This is a genomic window from Caballeronia sp. TF1N1 (assembly GCF_022878925.1).
Taxonomy (GTDB): Bacteria; Pseudomonadota; Gammaproteobacteria; order Burkholderiales; family Burkholderiaceae; genus Caballeronia.
In genome coordinates this window covers 104,820-121,666 of record NZ_CP084629.1, presented here as the reverse complement: position 1 = coordinate 121,666, position 16,847 = coordinate 104,820, and the positions used below count along the sequence as shown (strand labels likewise).

The following is a 16,847-nucleotide window of genomic DNA, read 5'->3' as shown; positions in this document are numbered from 1 at the left end:
GCCACGCTCTTCCACCCCCGGGACGAGCGATTTCCGCGCCGTGCGCTTCTCCTCGCGCACGGCGCTTTTTGTTTTTTTAGCGCCGTCAGGCCGGGTACGAAGTTGCGCGCTCGGCAGGCCCGATGCGTCTGCGTTGCCCTAATTCGACATCAACGAGCGCGCCTGCTCCAGAAGCGCGGCGGCCGCGAGAAATTCCTTGCGGCCTGCCATCGTCAGCGCGGCCATCGCGGAGTCTTTGAAAAGCTCGTCGTTCGAGATCAGCGGTGTAGTCGTTTCTATCAGTCGATGCTGCCGCAAACGAAAGAACGCGAGCGACTGGAACGCGCTCATCTTCTGGTCTTCAGGCATTCCAGAGACGACGAGTTCGGCGGCGCCAATCAGTTGGGCGAGGGCTTGTTCGTAGTCGGTGCGGTTCATCGTCATTCCCTTCGCGGATGAGTTGCATGAGGCAAGGTTAGCATCGTGCGGATGCACGTTAAGCTAGGCGGTCGTTCAGCGGTCCGACGAATGGAAGCGCCCCATTCCCTGCGCATCGGGAGAAGTGACATTTTGTTGTGGCGCGACTGAATCCCATTCGTTCATCGTAGTCTTTCGATTCCTTATACCAACAAGAACTCCAAAGGATCGCAAAGCCATGAGAGACGGATTAGGACGCAAAGTAGCCCGCTTGGGTGATACGACGGATCACGGCGGCCGAGTCATTCAAGCCGCCCCTAACCTTAAACATAGGGGAATTGATGTTGCGCTAGACGGCCACCTCACTGAATGCCCGAAATGCGGCGGCACTTATCCCATCGACGCGACCGATGCGCGCAAGCACTGCGGCGTGAGAGTCGCCTTCATCGGCGACAAGACCACGTGTGGCGCCACGCTCGTCGCTGCGTGAGGTGCGTATGTCGTGGAATATTCAAACGCGCACCATCACGTTCAGCTCGCCCGCGCTACCAGAGACCATTAGCCGGGGAGTGGACCGCAAGCCTTATCGCAGCCAGATGCTCACAGCCCGTAGTGTCCGCGGACGCGAGGCGGTTGGCGAACTCTTCGAATACACCGTTCTAGCCGCAGTCGAAAACCCCGACTTGCTACGCAACCCTGCCGATGCCGCGCAGGTCGATCTGGAGCGCATTGCCGGAGCACGTGGCACGGTTGCCGTCCAGATAGAGGGGATCGGAACTTACCGCGCGGGCCAGAAGGGCAATACAGGGCTGGCCAATCTCGGCGCCGACACGCGCTATATCAGCGGTCACATTGCATCGGCCCGAATCATCTGCACGGAGGATCGCGCGGCGGTCTATGAGTTCGTGCTTCGTCCGGCCGCATGGCGAGCAACGCTCAACAAAGATTCGCGCATCTTCAAAGGTTCCGTTACCGACGTTCTCGAACAGCTTTTAGGGCGCTACGGCGTGATCGACTGGCGCATCGCCGGACCGTGGAGCGGCAAGCCGGTTTATCCGCCGCGGGACTTCATTCGACAGGCATGGGAGTCGGATTGGGCGCTGGCAATGCGGCTCATGGAGGAGTGGGGCTTGTTCTTTTGGTTCGAGCACGACGAGAATCGCCATACGCTGGTTATCTCCGACACGCTCGGCGGCTTTCAGGGACACGGCATCGCCTATGAGACGCTGCGTTATCACACGGGCGAGCGTGTCGATGAGGAACACATCAGCGAGCTGTCCGTAACTCATACGGTCACGGCGGGCAAGGCGACGGTCAACGATCACGACTACATGCAACCGCGCCTGAGAAAGAGCAATATGCCGATGCGTCGCGAGTTCGAGGATGCTCAGGGCACCGCGAGCCCACGCATCGAAATCTACGCGCCTGCAGAGTTTGCGCAACCCGAGACGGACCATGCCTTTCCAGAAGCGAACGACATGGACGAGGAAGGGCAGCACCTCGCGCGTGTGAAGCTTCAGGCGGCACGTTGCACGGGATTGCGCGCGCACGGCAAGGGCCATTTGCGCGGGCTTCAGCCGGGTCGCACCTTCACGCTGACCGGCTATCCGCAGGTGAAGGCGAATCGCGAGTACATCGTGCTTGCGTGTGAGCTCGACATCACGGAGATTGGGACGTCATCGGGCGCCTGGCGTCAGTACACCGTCAACACTGCGTTCGAACTTCAGCCGGCCACCGAGTATTACCGCATGCCGCAGGTGACGCCAAGGCCGCACGTCGACGACGAATACGCCGTGATCGTCACGCCGGAACACCACAAGAACCAGAACTACGAGTCATGGGTCGATGACAAGAACCGCGTCTTGATTCAGTACGATTGGGATCGTGAAGCCCGGTATGACGGCTCGACATCGGTGTGGATGCGTCTCGCCACGCAATGGCAAGGCAATGAGATGGGCGTGGTCACGCCGGCGCGCGCGGGACAGATGGTCATTGTGTCGCACATTCATGGCGACCCGGACCGCCCCTACGTCGCCGCGTTCGTGGTCGATAAGTACAACATGCCGCCCTGGAAGCTGCCGCGCAATAACGCGCTGAGTGGCATCCGCAGCCAGAGTTTGGGCGATAGCTTCGCCTCGAACCATCTCGCGCTGGACGATACACACGACAGGATGCAGGCGCAGCTTGCAAGCGATTACGCGAAGTCGAGTTTGAGTCTGGGGTTCAATACGCGCATCGACGGAAACGAAGGCCGACGCGAAGCGCGTGGTGCAGGGTTCGAGTTGCGCACGGACGGCCACGGAGCGGCGCGAGCGGCGAAGGGTTTGCTGTTGACGACCGAGGCTCGCCAGAATGCGAGTGGCCATGCACTCGACATGAGCGAGACGGTGGCGCGGCTGACGCAGGCGCGTGACATTCACGAGAGTCTCTCGGGTCTTGCACAGCGACATGGTGCGCAAGACGCCACGCGGAATCAGAGTGATGTAGCGAAGTCGATCAAGGCCGCGAACGAATCGATACGCGGCATCGGCAAAGCGAACGTCAATACCGGCGAATTTCCCGAGTATGAAGCGCCGCATTTGACGCTTTCGAGTCCGGCTGGCATTCAGACCACGACGGCAGGCAGCACGCACGTAGCAAGCGGTGAAGACCTTGCGGTGACGAGCGGGCGCAATGTCAGCTTCGCGGCGGCGCGTTCGATGTTTGCAAGCGTATTGGAATCGGTCGCTGTGTTCGCGCAGAAGGCCGGTATCACGCTGAGCGCTGCGGCGGGGAAGGTGCGGATCGAGGCGCAGGGCGATGGCATGCAGGTCATCGGCAAGAAGGACGTCGAGGTCGTTAGCACGGACGGGTGGATCAATCTGACTGCTGCGAAGGGGATTCGGCTGAACGGGGGTGGCAGTGTCATCGAGATAAGTCCGCAGGGGCTCCGAGGTTTCACCGGTGGCGAGTTCGTGGTCCACGCGAGCACTCATGCAACCGACGCGCCGCAGGCTAAATCGGTCCGCCTTCCCGTAACGCCTGAAAATCCCGGTCGGATCGCCGCTCACTATGTGTTGATCGAACACGACACCGGTTTCGCATTGCCAAACCAGCCCTACCGAATAACCGTTGATGATGGTCGCGTTATCGAAGGCGTCAGCAACGCCTTAGGGGAAACAACGCTCGTCACTAGTAATGAGGTCGCGCTGGCGACAGTCGAGCTATTTGCGAGCAGCGAACCGGAGAAGGTTATTGCTTTCAATACGTCCATCATGCTCCGCGACAAGGATTGGAGTTTTGGTGGTGCGATCCCGAATGCGAATTTTAAAAGCGCACAGATTGCTGGTCAGACTTCCAAATCTCCGGAACAAGGAGCTACTTCAAAAGGACAGCAACCGTTGTTTGCTTCATGCGATCCGATGAATTATGGCCTGCGCTCATACCACTTTGTACGCGGCGCGAGGCTAGAAGATTCAGAGATGCCAATCCGGCGGGATGTTGAATACCCTGTGGCAAAATCATACACGGCGGAGATTAAGGAGGCGCTCAAAAACATAGACTGGTTAAGCTTTAAGCAGCCGGATGGTTCGGTATCGACGGAACTCAAAAAAATCATTGAAAGCTCTGTCCAGTTCGTACTCTCAAGAGCGCTAGGAGCCAGCCCTTTTGGGTTGCCTTCAGGATCACTGAGCAGCGGTGGCAGCATGCCGCGTATTGAGGTTCCAAGGCTAGACGAAGCGATCAATCGGTACAACATGCGGCCTGATGTGAGCGCGTCGTTTGTCAGTCACTACTGGGTTATAGCAATTCACGAAGCTGAAATTGCCAAGGTTTTAGCTGTTGCCGATGATTCGACTGCGCTTAATGGGCAACTTAAGTCAACTGCTGACATGCTCTATCATGAATCGCGGCATTCCCAGCAGGTCTTTTGGATGACCGCACTTTTGCGACAATACCCGAGCGATTATTCAATTTTTTCGCAAATTAGTAAGCTTTTTAAAATGATAATGCCGGACGCCGTGTTCACATCGGCTCTTGAAACCAAGGTTCCGAACGATGACCTGTCAATGTATATGTCGATTATTACAATCCGCTGGATAATGCTTCACCACCGGGACTGACCTATGTGAGCATGCGACGCGTTTATTCAAGATGAAATACAGGATCAGCGATCAATCCTCATATCCCTTTAGCTCCGCTCGAACAAAGAGAAGCTGCCTTTCCGCGAGTAGGCAGCTTCTCTTGGGATGCAGGAGCGAACTTATTTGTTTTGAGGGTCGACGACCTGTTCGAAGCGTTCACTGCCCGAGCCTATAAAAATAGCGAAGGCAATTAAGATGCAGGCTTGCTGATCAGCACTCGTTGCTCAGATAAATCGTCCGCATTCCGGCGGCACGCAGCGTCGCTTGATTGTCGGCAGTCGTCGGAATCAGTATGACGAGCGCCGCTTTGGCCGATCTGCCCGATGTTAAAACCTTAGCGAGTCAAGCTCACACGCAACGACTTGCTCGACGACGACAGTACCAGTTCCGGCCGCCAGACTCGCAATCAGCCTAAACGAAAATTCGACATCCGCCGAATCCCTGAAAATCCCCCATTCCCAAGCGAAATCAACGCTCGAAAACGATAAAGCCGCACCCATCCGTGCCGTTAAAGGAGGCTTAACTGAGTCCATCCATCAGAAGCCTTCGTCGCTCGTCACATGATCTTTTTCGAACACCGGCTGGCTCGCATCGCACGCGTCGCGGTTCTTCTCGGAGGCGTTTTCGCCTCGATGACCGCGCGCGCCGACGATGCTCCCAAAATGTTCACGCTCAGCGGCTTCGGCACGCTCGGCATGACGCATTCGTCTCTCGATACCGCCGACTATGTGAGCAGTCCGCTCGAACCGAACGGCGCGGGTGCATCACGCAAGTACGACTTCGAGAACGATTCGAAGATCGGCCTGCAACTGAGCGCACGCCTCACGGACAAGCTCTCGGCCGTCGTGCAGGTGATCTCGCAGCACGAATACGACAACACCTTCAAGCCGCGCCTCGAATGGGCGAACGTCAAGTACGCGTTCACGCCCGACTTCAGCGTGCGCGTGGGCCGTATCGAGTTGCCCACCTTTCTGAACTCGGAATATCGCAACGTCGGTTACGCGTTTCCGTGGGTGCGTTTGCCGGTCGAGATGTACAACACGCAACCGCTCACCAATAGCGACGGCGCCGACGTTGCTTATCGCATCGCGGCGCGCGGCATCTCCAACACGGTGCGCTTCGTCTACGGCTACTCGGTCTTTCACGTGAACCCCGGCGCATTCCGCACCGAGGGCAAAAACATTCTCGCCTTCGACGATACCGTGGAGATCGGCAACTTCACGGGTCACGTCGGTTATCAGCACGCGTCGGTCAAGCTCCCATTCCTCGCCGACCAACCCGTGAACGTCTACAGCATCGCCGCCGCCTACGATCCAGGCGCGTGGTTCGTGCAGGCCGAACTTGCACGCGTGACGGTCGAGCAGGTGACGCCTGGCTATATCAGCGGCTACGTCACGGGCGGCGTGCGCTACGCGAAGGCCACGTTTTTCGCGACCTACGCGCAGTCGCACGGGCTCAACCGGCCCACCGCCATTCCCAACTACAACAACGGCCAGCGCGATGTTTCCATCGGTGCGCGCTGGGATGTCGTCAAGAATATCGACCTCAAGGTGCAGTTCGATCATGTCTGGGTGCCGTCCAATTCGACGGGCACGTTCCTCAATCAGCAGCCGGGCTATCAGTTGGGAAGCGGAAGCAATGTCTTCAGCGCCGCGCTCGACTTCGTCTTCTGAGGAGCCCGACATGCCACTCCTCAAACTCATCGGAACAGCGTCGCTCTTCGCGGCCCTTTGTATGTGCACGTCATCGGCGATGGCGGATGTCGTGGTCGTCGTATCGGCAAAAAGTCCGCTCACGTCGCTCAACGAAAGTCAGATCGCGGATATCTTCCTCGGTCGCGTGGGCGCATTCCCCTCGGGCGACGAAGCCGTGCCGCTCGACTTGCCTGACGACTCGCCCTTGCGCGCCGATTTCTATCGCGATTGCACGGGAAAGTCGGCGTCGCAATTGCGCGCGTATTGGTCGAAGCTCATCTTCACTGGCCGCGCGCAACCGCCGCGCGAGATGGCCGACGCAGCCGCGGTCAAGCGTTATCTGCAAGCGCGTCCGTCCGCCATCGCCTACATCGACCGCAAGGATGTGGACGCGAGCGTGAAGGTCGTCCTCAGCCTGCGTCCGTGAAGCGCGCCCGTTCATGATCTTCAACATCGACAAGATGCGCGCGATCAAGCGGCTGATCGAACCGGACGCGGCGCGCGGGCCTTCGCACGTGCAAGGCGACAGCCAGGAAGCGCGCTTGCCGCCTTCGCTGCGCCGGGCCATGCGCCGCGCGCTCGAAGCGCACGTGATGATTCCGGTATTCGCGGTCTTTCTGCTGGCGATCATCTGGGTGATCGTGCTGCAACTCGTCCACACGCAACGCATGGCCGCCGAAATCGCCGCGAGCGAACTCGGCCGTGAACTCGCCGATACCTACGAGGCGCAACTGGTGCGCAATCTCGCGACCATCGACCAGACGCTCAAGACCGTTCAGTTCGCGTACGAGACGAACGGCGCCGCAAGCTTCAAGCGCCTCAACGATCAGGGGCTTCTGCCGTCCGCGATCGTGTTTCGCGTCGCTATCGCCGATGCAAACGGTCAGCTCGCCGCGTCGAACCGCTCGGGCATGCCGCTCAGCGTGGCCGACGAGCCGTGGTTCATCGCGCAACGTCAGCGCCAGGACGACGCGCGCGCGCCGTACATGAGTCTCGTCGCGCCTTTTGAACACGCGGACATGCCGGAGATCATCTTCAGTCGCCGTCTGCGCGATGCATCGGGACACTTCGGCGGCGCGGTCATGCTCTCGCTCGACCCCGGTTATCTGACGAGCAACTACGACACGGCGCGCATGGGCAAGCATGGTCTGCTCGCGGTGTTGGGCGCGGACGGCGTCGTGCGTGCGCAGCAGATCGGCGATACGGTCTCGTGGGGCCAACGCTATCCCGACGCGGCATTGCGCGCGGTGCGCGATACGCCGGTCAGCAACGCGGTCGTGCATGAGTGGGACAACGACGCACACCGCTATACCAGCGTGCGCGAACTGAACGGCTACGCGCTGATTGCGCTCGTCGGTCTCGACCAGGACGAACAACTCGCCGATTTTCGCAGCCGCCGGCGCGCCGACTTCATCTGGACGAGCGTGCTGAGTCTCGGCGTCATCGCGATCGCGTTCATTCTCAGTCGTTCGAGCTGGCAACTCGCTGTCAGCCGCCGACGCGAACGGCGCGCGCAACAGACTTACTACGCGGCATCCGAATCGAGCATCGACGCGTTCCTCGTGTTTCGCGACGAGCGCGGTCCGGCAGGCGAGATCGAGAAGTTCATTCTGACCGGCACCAACCGGCGCGGCGTCGAGATTCTCGGCGTGGCGCGCGAACGGTTGATCGGCAGCACGCTCGACGAAGCGTTCGTCGACGCGCGCGACGGCGGCGTCTTCGACGAGTTCGTCGAGGTGGCCGAGACGCTGCAGGTGCGCGAGCACGAATGGCAGTATCGGCGTGCGGATGGCGAGACGCTGTGGCTGCATCGGCAAGTGGTGCCGGTGGAAGACGGCGTCGTTGCCATCGTGCGCGATCTGAGCGCGCGCAAGCGGTCGGAAGCGCGCAGGCAGGAGCAGAGCCGAATCCTCGAAATGATCGCGAAGAGCGTGCCGCTCGAAGAAGTGCTCGTGCGCGTGGTGAGCGTGCTCGAAACGCAGATTCCCGGGTCGCGCTGCGCGGTGCTGCTGCGCGACGGCACGAGCAACTGGCTGCGCGTCGGCGCGGCGCCGAGCATGTCGGAGCGATACCGCGAAGTGGTCGGCCAGTCGCGTATCGACGAAGATGCGTTGTTGAGCGGCAAGGCCATTCATACGCGTCAGACGGTATGCGTGATCGACGTGGCGCGCGACGAGGCCCTGAGCCGCGAACTCGCGCGCTGCGGCCTCGCCGACGTCATGTCGTGCTGGGCCTTTCCCGTGCTCTCGCACGACGGTTCCGCGCTCGGCGTCATCACGCTGTATATGCAGGAGAAGCATTATCCGAGCGAGCCGGAATCGCAGGCGGTTGCGCTGTCGACGCGCATTGCGGGTATCGCGATTCAGCGCAGCGAGGCCGAGGAGCGCATTCGCCATATGGCGAACCACGACGCGCTCACCGGTTTGCCCAACCGCACGCTTCTAAGCGACCGTCTGAAGCAGGTGCTGTTGCAGGCGGAGCGTTATGGGCGCGGCGTGACGGTGATATTTATCGACCTCGATAACTTCAAGCTCATCAACGATAGCCTTGGCCACCGCGCGGGTGACGATCTCCTGCGCACGGTCGCTTCGCGCATGGTGCAATCGGTGCGCAGCACGGACACGGTCGTTCGTCTGGGCGGCGACGAATTCGTGATCGTGTTGCTCGAAGACGATCAGAGCGGCGCGGGCGTCACGGCCATGGTCGAGCGCTTGCGTCAGACCATTTTGCAGCCTGCGGAATTGCAGGGACAGCATTATCAGGTGAGCTGCAGCATGGGGCTTGCGAGCTATCCGAACGATGGCCGCGACGCCGACACGCTCCTCATGAACGCCGACGCCGCGATGTATCACGCGAAGGAAATGGGCCGCAACAATTACCAGGCCTACACAGCGGACATGAATCAGAAGGTGCATGAACGCCTGCGCTATCAGGAGCAGTTGCGTCACGCGCTTGCCAACGACGAGTTCCGGCTCGTGTATCAGCCGCAGGTGGATCTGGAGACGCATCGCGTATTCGGTGTGGAGACGCTGCTGCGCTGGGAGCATCCGACCGAAGGCCTGATCTCGCCCGCGACCTTCATCCCGATTGCGGAAGAAACGGGTTTGATTCTGCCGATTGGCGACTGGGTGCTACACGCGGCCTGCCGACAAAATCAGGCGTGGCAGGACGAAGGTCTGCCGCCGGTGACGGTGGCGGTGAACGTATCGGCGCGGCAGTTTCTGCAAAAGGAACTCGTGGAACGCGTGCGGCATGCGCTCGATGAAAGCGGGCTCGACCCGCAGTATCTCGAACTCGAGATTACCGAGAGCGTCATCATGCAGGATCTCGATGGCGCCATCGCGACCATGTGCCGGTTGCAGGAAATGGGCGTGAAGCTTTCCATCGACGACTTCGGCACCGGGTATTCGAGTCTCTCGGCGCTGAAGCATTTTCCGATAGCGCGTCTGAAGATCGATCAGTCGTTCGTGCGCGAGTTGCCGGGCGGCGACGACGATCGCGCCATCGTCATGGCCGTGATTTCGCTCGGACGCCAGCTCGATCTGAACGTGATCGCCGAAGGCGTGGAGAGCGAGCAACAGTTGAAGTTCCTGCAGGAAAACGCGTGTTCGGAGATTCAAGGGTATCGATACAGCCGTCCGCTCACGCCCGATGCCTTGAAGACGCTCTTGTTGCAGCCATTCGAGTGGCCCGCCGAAGCGGCTTGAGTACGGCGCGAACGACTTTAGTCTTGACAGTGTTCCCGGCCTACACAATCATCGTTCGTTGATGCGCGGCGTTTCATCGGCGCGCGACGACGGTCAACGCAAGGACGACGAATATGGCAAGAGAACTGGAAGGCAAAGTAGCCGTGGTGACGGGCGCGGCCTCGGGCATCGGGCTTGCCAGCACCAATGCAATGCTGGCGGCAGGGGCGCGCGTCGTGCTGGTGGACCGCGACGAAGCGGCACTGACGAAGCTCTGCGCCGAACGCGGCGATGCGGCGCTCGCGCTCGTCATCGACCTTCTCGACCCCAAGGCCTGCGCGACGCTCGCGCCGCGTGTCATCGAGATGGCGGGGCAGATCGACATCCTGCATGCGAACGCGGGCACTTACGTGGGCGGCGATCTCGTCGATGCCGACACGAGCGCCATCGACCGCATGCTCAATCTCAATGTCAACGTCGTGATGAAGAACGTGCACGACGTGCTGCCGCATATGATCGGCAGGAACACCGGCGACATTGTCGTGACGAGTTCGCTCGCGGCTCATTTTCCGACACCGTGGGAGCCGGTTTATGCGTCGTCGAAATGGGCCATCAACTGCTTCGTCCAGACCGTGCGGCGTCAGGTGTTCAAGCATGGTATTCGCGTCGGCTCGGTTTCGCCAGGGCCGGTGATCAGCGCATTGCTGGCCGATTGGCCGGAAGAGAAGCTCAGGGAAGCGAAGGAGTCGGGCAGTTTGCTCGACGCGAGCGAAGTCGCAAACGCCATTCTCTTCATGCTGACACGACCGCGCGGCGTGACCATTCGCGACGTTATCCTGATGCCGACGAACTTCGACTTATGACGCGCGAGACGGACGCGTTCGCTACCAGTCGATGCGATGCTTCTCGTCCGTCTCGCGGTGCCGCCGGTCGTCGTCCATATGCAGATAAAGACTCGTCGTGGCAAGCGATGCGTGCCCAAGGTTGTCGCGCACGAGCCGCAGATCGACTTTTTGATCCGCCATATGCGAACCGGCGCTGTGACGCAGCCAGTGCGCCGACGCCTTCTCCAGCAAGTCCGCGTTCGCGGATGCGCCGTCGCGTTCGCGGAGCCGGGCCGCTGCGCTCGCAAAAATATCTTTCACGATGGAATGCAGCGCGGCGCGCGTGAGCGGCGCGCAAGTCTTCGTGCCGTCGTTCGCGGCCGTTGCGCCGACGGGCAGCACGAGCGGCGTGTCTTCGCTGGGCGAGGGCATTGCGCTCAAGCCCAGATGCTGACGATAGCGCGAGAGCTCCGTCATCATCTCGCGCGTGGCGGGCACGAGGCGCTCCTTGCCGCCTTTGCCGAGGATGGTGAGCCACCAGCGCATCGTGCCGTCCGCATCGCGTCGCACGAAAAACTGCCCCATGTGATTGCCGCCGACTTCCGCTATACGCAAGCCGCCGAGGTAGAGCAGCGTGAAGAGCCAACGCGCGCGCGACGCATGGGCGCGAGCGCGGTCAGTTTCGCGCGGCATGGCCGCGATGGTGTCCTTCACTTCCTGCCAAAGTGCCGGTTCCAGATAACGCGTGATGCGCGGCGCGGCATGCTTTGCGCGTTGACGAGACAGCGCGAGCGGATTGCCCGCGAGATAGCCGGCTTGTACCAGCCACGAAAACAGCGCGTTCAAAATGACGACCGCCTGACGCTGACTCGCGGGCGATAGCGGCCCGTAAAACGGCCGCCAGCGCGCGTCGCTGCGCGCATGCTTGCGCCCGCCGCCCGCGACCCATGTCGCCGCCGGTTGCGGGTCGGCGAGAAAGTGCTGATAGCGCAGACAATCCTCGTGCGAGAGCGACGACAGCGGCTTGCCGAGCGTCACGATAGACCAGAGCAGAAGGCGTTCGGCTTCCTTGCGATAGTTCTCGAACGTGGTCTTCGTTGCGTGGAAGCGCGACAGCCAAGCGCGGATGGCGTCGAGGTCGCTGTCCGCCTCGATTTGCGCGTGCTTGCGAAGCTCGCGGTTCGTGCCGTCGCGGCCATCTATTTCCGCTGGAATTACGAGCGCTTCAAGCGGCATCGGCTGAAGCGCAACGCGGGACGATGCTCGCAGAGTTTGGTTCAAGGTGGGGCGTCGTCGGTGGGTCGAACTGAACGACATTATAGGTGGATGTGCTTGCCCCGATCCATGTTCAGCTCCCGCGATAAGTCCCGAAGCTCCATGGCGAACAGAGCAGCGGCACATGGTAATGCTGTGTCGCGTCCGAGACGGTGAAGCGCACGGGAACGACATCGGCGAAGACATCCGGCGTGCGAAAGTAGTCGGCGACCCAGAAGCGCAACTCGAAGCTCCCGGCGCGCGCCTGAGCGGCGGGCAAAATCGGCGCGTCGGTGCGGCCATCGCGATTCGTCCGCGTCCGCGCGATGAGCGTCGGCGGCTGCGTGGTCGTATCGAATAGCTCGATCTGCATGCCGGCAGCGGGCTTGCCGGTGGATACATCGAGGACGTGTGTGGTGATGCCTGCGGCCATCGTGATGCTCCTGTTCGAAATTACGGAATTAGCTGCCGCGATAATAGTTGTAGCTCCACGGCCCGAAGAGCACGGGCAGATGGATGCGCTGCGAGGCATCGGTGATGCGAAAGCGCAGCGGTATCTTCGAGAGGAACAGCGGCGTCGGCAGTTCGGTCTTGCGCTCGGCGAAGTAGTCGTCGACGTGCAGCAGTAGTTCGTAAGTGCCGACGCGGTAGGTTTCGTCGATCAGAAGCGGCGGTTCGCTGCGGCCGCTTGGGGCGAGCGTGATCGTCTGCATGAGTTTCGGCTGGCCATTTTCAATGCTGAACAGGTCCACGCGCATGCCCGCGGCCGGCGTGCCGTGCCAGGTATCCAGTCCATGCATGGTCAGGCGCGGACTCAGGCCGTCCTGCTGCACGGGACCGGTGTTCTGATTCGGCGCGGGCGCGGCCTCCATGCCAGCGGCGTGCGCGGTTCCGGCAAAGAGCACGCTGCTGCCGAGCGCCATGGACTGCAGCGCGAAGCGCCGGCGGCGGGCATCGAAGGCGGGAAGGGTGGTGTCGTCGCTCATGTCATGCCTCTTGTCGTGTGCCGCCAAGCTTGCGGATACCCGCGATGACCAGCACCGCGGCGAGAATTTCGATGAAGGCCACGAGATACAGCCCGGTCGTGACCTTGCCGGTGGCGTTCTTGATGAGTCCCATTACATACGGCGCGCCGAAGCCCGCGAGATTCGAGACCGAGTTGATCAGCGCCACGCCGACAGCGGCCGCGCTGCCCGCCAGATAGCGGTTCGGCAACTGCCAGAACACGGGAATGGCGCTCATGGTGCCGGCAAGCGCCAGAGTCATCGCGATGAGCGAGACGATGGCGGGCAGTCCCGGCACGCCCATGAACAGCGCGAGCGCGGCCATCGACACGCCGCCTGCTATCGCCGGGCCGCTGAAGTGCCAGCGCACCTCGTTGCGCCGGTCGGAGCGCGCGCCGTTGAAGATCATGCCCGCCGCGCCGCACAGATAGGCCACCGCCGCAATCCAGCCCACGGCAATCGGCGAGATAAAGCCCACGTCCTTGATGATGGTCGGAATCCAGAACGTCAGCGTGGAGTTCGCGCACAGCAGGCAGAAGAAGATCGCAATGAGCAGCCACACCTTGCGGTTGGTCACGAGCGAGCGCCAGTCGTGTCCGCGCTCGCCCATAGAGGCGTTGTCGCGCCGCAGGGCATCAAGCACGACGCGCTTTTCATCTGCCGTGAGCCAGCGCGCTTCATCGGGCTTGTCGGTCATGTAGAAGTACGCGAAGATGCCGGCCAGCACGGAAGGAATGCCTTCGATGATGAAGAGCCACTGCCAGCCGTGCATGCCGTGAAAGCCGCCCATCGAAGTCATGATCCAGCCGGCGATGGGACCGCCGAGCACGCCCGCAATCGCGGATGCCGACATGAACGTGCCGAAGGCGCGCGCACGGCGCTGCGTGGGATACCAGTAGGTGAGATAGAGGATCACGCCCGGATAGAAGCCCGCCTCGAAGGCGCCGAGCAGAAAGCGCAGGAGATAGAACTGTGTCGGCGTGGAGACGGTCGTCTGCAGCATGCAGATGACGCCCCAGCAGATCGTGATGCGCATGATGGTCTTCTTCGCGCCGATCTTCTGCAAAAGCATGTTCGAGGGCACTTCGAAGAAGAAGTAGCCGAGAAAAAAGATACCGGCGCCGAGCCCGTACACCGCTTCGGAGAAATGCAGCGAGTCCAGCATCTGCAGTTTGGCGAAGCCGATGTTCACGCGGTCGAGCCATGCCAGCACCCACAGCACGCCCAGAAACGGCAGCAGGCGCCACGAGACTTTGCGATAAGCGCTGGCCTCCGCATTCGCGATGACGTCAGCCGTTGCGCTGACCGTTGCGCCGTTCGGCCCATCGGCGTACGCCGGCATGACTTCCTTGATGATCGACATGATGAGTCCTCCAAGCGCGATGAAGTAAGCCGCCGCGGCGGTGCGTTCGATGGAGCCAGTATTGAAAATCAAAAAAAGCTTGGGAACGGCGGGCGTTTGAATAAGCCCGATAGCAACTTCGATATGCGCCGCAAAGCCTTGCGGCGCATGGGTTTGCGGGGTTCGACAGAGGTGCGTTCGCCGTTATGGATTACCCTTGGAGCGCGCGTTCAGGCCTCGTTGCACCGCCTTCGTGCAGGAATCGGCCGAACGCATCGAATTAATTCGGCACGTTGCCCTCGATGCTTCTACACGTTACAACGTCAAACAGGCAGGCGCTGCCCCGACGCTGCGCCGTTCACGGGCCACGGACCTCAAAACATGAATCGCGCAGACGATCCATTCGATACCTACCTGTTGCGCGTGCTTTGCACGTTGATTGCCGAGCGCAGCGTGTCTCGCACGGCCATTCGCATGAATCAGTCGCAGCCGGCCATCAGCAGCGCGCTCAAACGGCTGCGCACGATCTTCAACGACCCGCTTCTCACGCGCGAGAAGAACGTGATGGTCCCGACCGAGCGGGCGCTACAACTCGCCGAGAACGCGCAAGCCGCGCTCGGCGCGCTGGATAACCTGCTGGTAGCGGACGACCGGTTCGATCCCGCCACCACCGAGCAGACCTTCACGGTCGGCATGCCCGACTATCTGGCGCCGCCGTTCTTCGCGCATGTGGTGCGCGAGTTCCGCCGCACGGCGCCAAGGGCGCGTCTCGTCGCGATGCCGCTGTCCGCGACCTTCAACTACGAGCAGGCGTTGTCGGAAGGCTCGCCGGATATCGTTATCGGCAATTGGCCGAATCCACCGGAGCATCTGCATTTGTCCGTGCTGCTTGAGGACGAGGTGGTGTGCGTCGTGGCCGAGGACAGCGTGCATGCGCGACCCGGCGAGTTCACCGCGCAGACTTATCTGGACGCGGCGCATATCGTGCCGACGCCATATTCGCGCGATCAACGTGGCGTCGTGGATACCGGACTCAGCACGATGCGCGTGCATCGGGACAATCGCGTGAGCTGTCCGTACTTCAATCTCGCGCCTAGCCTCATTCCAGGCACGGACCTGATCCTGACCACGGGCCGCCACTTCGCCAACTATCACGCGCAATCGCTGCCGGTTGCCGTGCTCGAACCGCCGATCGAGTTTCCGCTCATGCGGTTCTATCAGCTGTGGCATCCGTCGCGGCACCGCTCGGCATCGCATGTGTGGCTGCGCGGCACGTTGACGGCGGCGTCGCAAGCGCTGCGCGAACTGCGCGACATGAAGCGTTAGGGTAGCCGACGCTCGTTATCGGCTTCTGCTATGCGGTCTATAAGGCCGCGGTTCTCGCCCGCCGCGCGTGCGCTTCCTATACTCGGCCCGTAATCGTCATCCACGCCTGTCCTCGATCAAGCGGGCTTTACGGGAGCACTCCATGTCTCAGTCGATCGATCTCGCGCCGATCAATGCGCTCGATCATGCAACCTTCCTGCGCGCCTTCGGGAGCGTCTTCGAGCACTTTCCACAGGCAGCGAGCGGCGCGTGGGAACGGCGGCCGTTCGGCTCCGCGCAGGAACTGCATCGAGCGATGATGGACGTCATCCGCGCGCTGAACGAGCGAGGCCAATGCGACTTTCTGAACTTGCATCCGCTATTGTCGGGTTCGAACATTCGTGCAGGCACGATGACGCGCGATTCGAATGCCGAACAAAAGGGCGCCGGACTGGACGCGCTGACGCCCGCGCAAGAGGCCGCGCTCGACCGGATGAACGCGGACTATCTCGCGCGGCATGGCTTTCCATTCATTATCTGCGTGCGGCATTACACGCGGGAGGGGATTTTCGCGGCGTTCGAACGCCGTACCGGGCGTGACACGCCACAGGAGATGGACGAGGCGCTCGCGCAGATCGAGGCAATCACTCGGGCGCGGCTTTATGAGCGCTTAAGCGCTCTCGTCTCCTGACGATCGGAACGACGAGCGGGGAAAGGAGCCGTTGAGTTTGCGGCTGAACTTGCGGCTCACCTTGAGCGCGAGCAGCGCAGGCTTGGTGATATGCGGACGCAAGATGGCATGCTTGCGCACGTATTTCGGAACGTACCATTCAGAATGGGTCCCGGCATAGAACAGCGCGGCATGGCCTTCGCGCAGAGTGCGCGGTTCCTGACCTTCGGCCGTGATGATGACTTCGCCTTCGATGACGTAGATGGTCTCATCGGCATTGAAGTACCAGTTGAAGCGCCCGGCGGTGCAATCCCAGACCCAGGAAGTCGTGGTCGTGTCGGGACTCTGCGACCACTGACCGCTGCGCGCGACGGGATTGCCCTCGAGTATCCACGCCGGGTCGATCGGGTCGGGCTTGAGCAGAACGTCATCCAGACGAACTGACTCGAAAACGGGAGTGGCCATGAGAGTTCCTTTGCCGGTACTGGCGATCGATTAAATAGGGCAGCAAAAAAAGCGCCTACCCGGCGAATTCATCGCCATGACTT

General features: G+C 61.3%; 14 protein-coding genes. 8 read left to right on the top strand and 6 right to left on the bottom strand.

Annotated elements, in window-relative coordinates:
- Positions 1-138 precede the first annotated feature (138 nt).
- Positions 139-417 (bottom strand): hypothetical protein, encoded by a 279-nt coding sequence (locus LDZ28_RS26685; protein WP_244831587.1) that lies wholly within the window; start codon positions 415-417, stop codon positions 139-141.
- 217 nt (positions 418-634) lie between these two features.
- Here LDZ28_RS26685 and LDZ28_RS26680 point away from each other — a divergent pair, with 217 nt between their 5' ends.
- From LDZ28_RS26680 to LDZ28_RS26655, 6 genes are all read left to right on the top strand, one after another.
- Positions 635-886, top strand: coding sequence for a PAAR domain-containing protein (locus tag LDZ28_RS26680; protein WP_244831580.1), 252 nt, complete (start codon positions 635-637; stop codon positions 884-886).
- A gap of 7 nt (positions 887-893) precedes the next feature.
- Entirely contained in the window at positions 894-4,499 is a 3,606-nt protein-coding gene (locus LDZ28_RS26675; protein ID WP_244831578.1) for a type VI secretion system Vgr family protein, read from the top strand.
- Positions 4,500-5,182: 683 nt separating this feature from the next.
- Positions 5,183-6,193: a hypothetical protein gene (locus tag LDZ28_RS26670; RefSeq protein WP_244831576.1), complete on the top strand. Its 1,011-nt coding sequence runs from the start codon at positions 5,183-5,185 to the stop codon at positions 6,191-6,193.
- Between the two features lie 10 nt (positions 6,194-6,203).
- The gene (locus tag LDZ28_RS26665; RefSeq protein ID WP_244831575.1) at positions 6,204-6,641 is read left to right on the top strand and encodes a phosphate ABC transporter substrate-binding protein; all 438 of its coding nucleotides are present in this window, start codon (positions 6,204-6,206) and stop codon (positions 6,639-6,641) included.
- A gap of 13 nt (positions 6,642-6,654) precedes the next feature.
- Positions 6,655-9,921, top strand: a complete 3,267-nt coding sequence (locus LDZ28_RS26660) for an EAL domain-containing protein (protein ID WP_244831573.1) — start codon at positions 6,655-6,657, stop codon at positions 9,919-9,921.
- Positions 9,922-10,034: 113 nt separating this feature from the next.
- The gene (locus tag LDZ28_RS26655) at positions 10,035-10,763 is read left to right on the top strand and encodes an SDR family oxidoreductase (protein WP_244831571.1); all 729 of its coding nucleotides are present in this window, start codon (positions 10,035-10,037) and stop codon (positions 10,761-10,763) included.
- Positions 10,764-10,784: 21 nt separating this feature from the next.
- Here the strand turns inward: LDZ28_RS26655 and LDZ28_RS26650 are convergent, their stop codons facing one another.
- From LDZ28_RS26650 to LDZ28_RS26635, 4 genes are all read right to left on the bottom strand, one after another.
- On the bottom strand, positions 10,785-11,960 hold the full coding sequence (locus LDZ28_RS26650) for a tyrosine-type recombinase/integrase (RefSeq protein ID WP_244831954.1): 1,176 nt from the start codon (positions 11,958-11,960) through the stop codon (positions 10,785-10,787).
- Between the two features lie 112 nt (positions 11,961-12,072).
- Positions 12,073-12,411: a hydroxyisourate hydrolase gene (gene uraH, locus LDZ28_RS26645; RefSeq protein ID WP_244831569.1), complete on the bottom strand. Its 339-nt coding sequence runs from the start codon at positions 12,409-12,411 to the stop codon at positions 12,073-12,075.
- A gap of 28 nt (positions 12,412-12,439) precedes the next feature.
- Positions 12,440-12,964: a hydroxyisourate hydrolase gene (locus tag LDZ28_RS26640; protein WP_244831566.1), complete on the bottom strand. Its 525-nt coding sequence runs from the start codon at positions 12,962-12,964 to the stop codon at positions 12,440-12,442.
- Between the two features lies 1 nt (position 12,965).
- Positions 12,966-14,345: an MFS transporter gene (locus LDZ28_RS26635; protein WP_244831953.1), complete on the bottom strand. Its 1,380-nt coding sequence runs from the start codon at positions 14,343-14,345 to the stop codon at positions 12,966-12,968.
- Between the two features lie 360 nt (positions 14,346-14,705).
- Between LDZ28_RS26635 and LDZ28_RS26630 the strand changes: the two genes are divergently transcribed.
- Both LDZ28_RS26630 and uraD read left to right on the top strand, forming a co-directional pair.
- Positions 14,706-15,650 (top strand): LysR family transcriptional regulator, encoded by a 945-nt coding sequence (locus LDZ28_RS26630; protein WP_244831564.1) that lies wholly within the window; start codon positions 14,706-14,708, stop codon positions 15,648-15,650.
- A 142-nt stretch (positions 15,651-15,792) separates the two neighbouring features.
- A complete protein-coding gene (gene uraD, locus LDZ28_RS26625) occupies positions 15,793-16,320 on the top strand; it encodes a 2-oxo-4-hydroxy-4-carboxy-5-ureidoimidazoline decarboxylase (protein WP_244831563.1) in 528 nt (175 codons plus the stop codon).
- On the opposite strand, the gene LDZ28_RS26620 is transcribed toward uraD, so the two are convergent.
- Positions 16,300-16,764 (bottom strand): cupin domain-containing protein, encoded by a 465-nt coding sequence (locus LDZ28_RS26620; protein ID WP_244831561.1) that lies wholly within the window; start codon positions 16,762-16,764, stop codon positions 16,300-16,302. The two genes, uraD and LDZ28_RS26620, sit on opposite strands and share 21 nt — an antisense overlap.
- Positions 16,765-16,847: the final 83 nt, after the last annotated feature.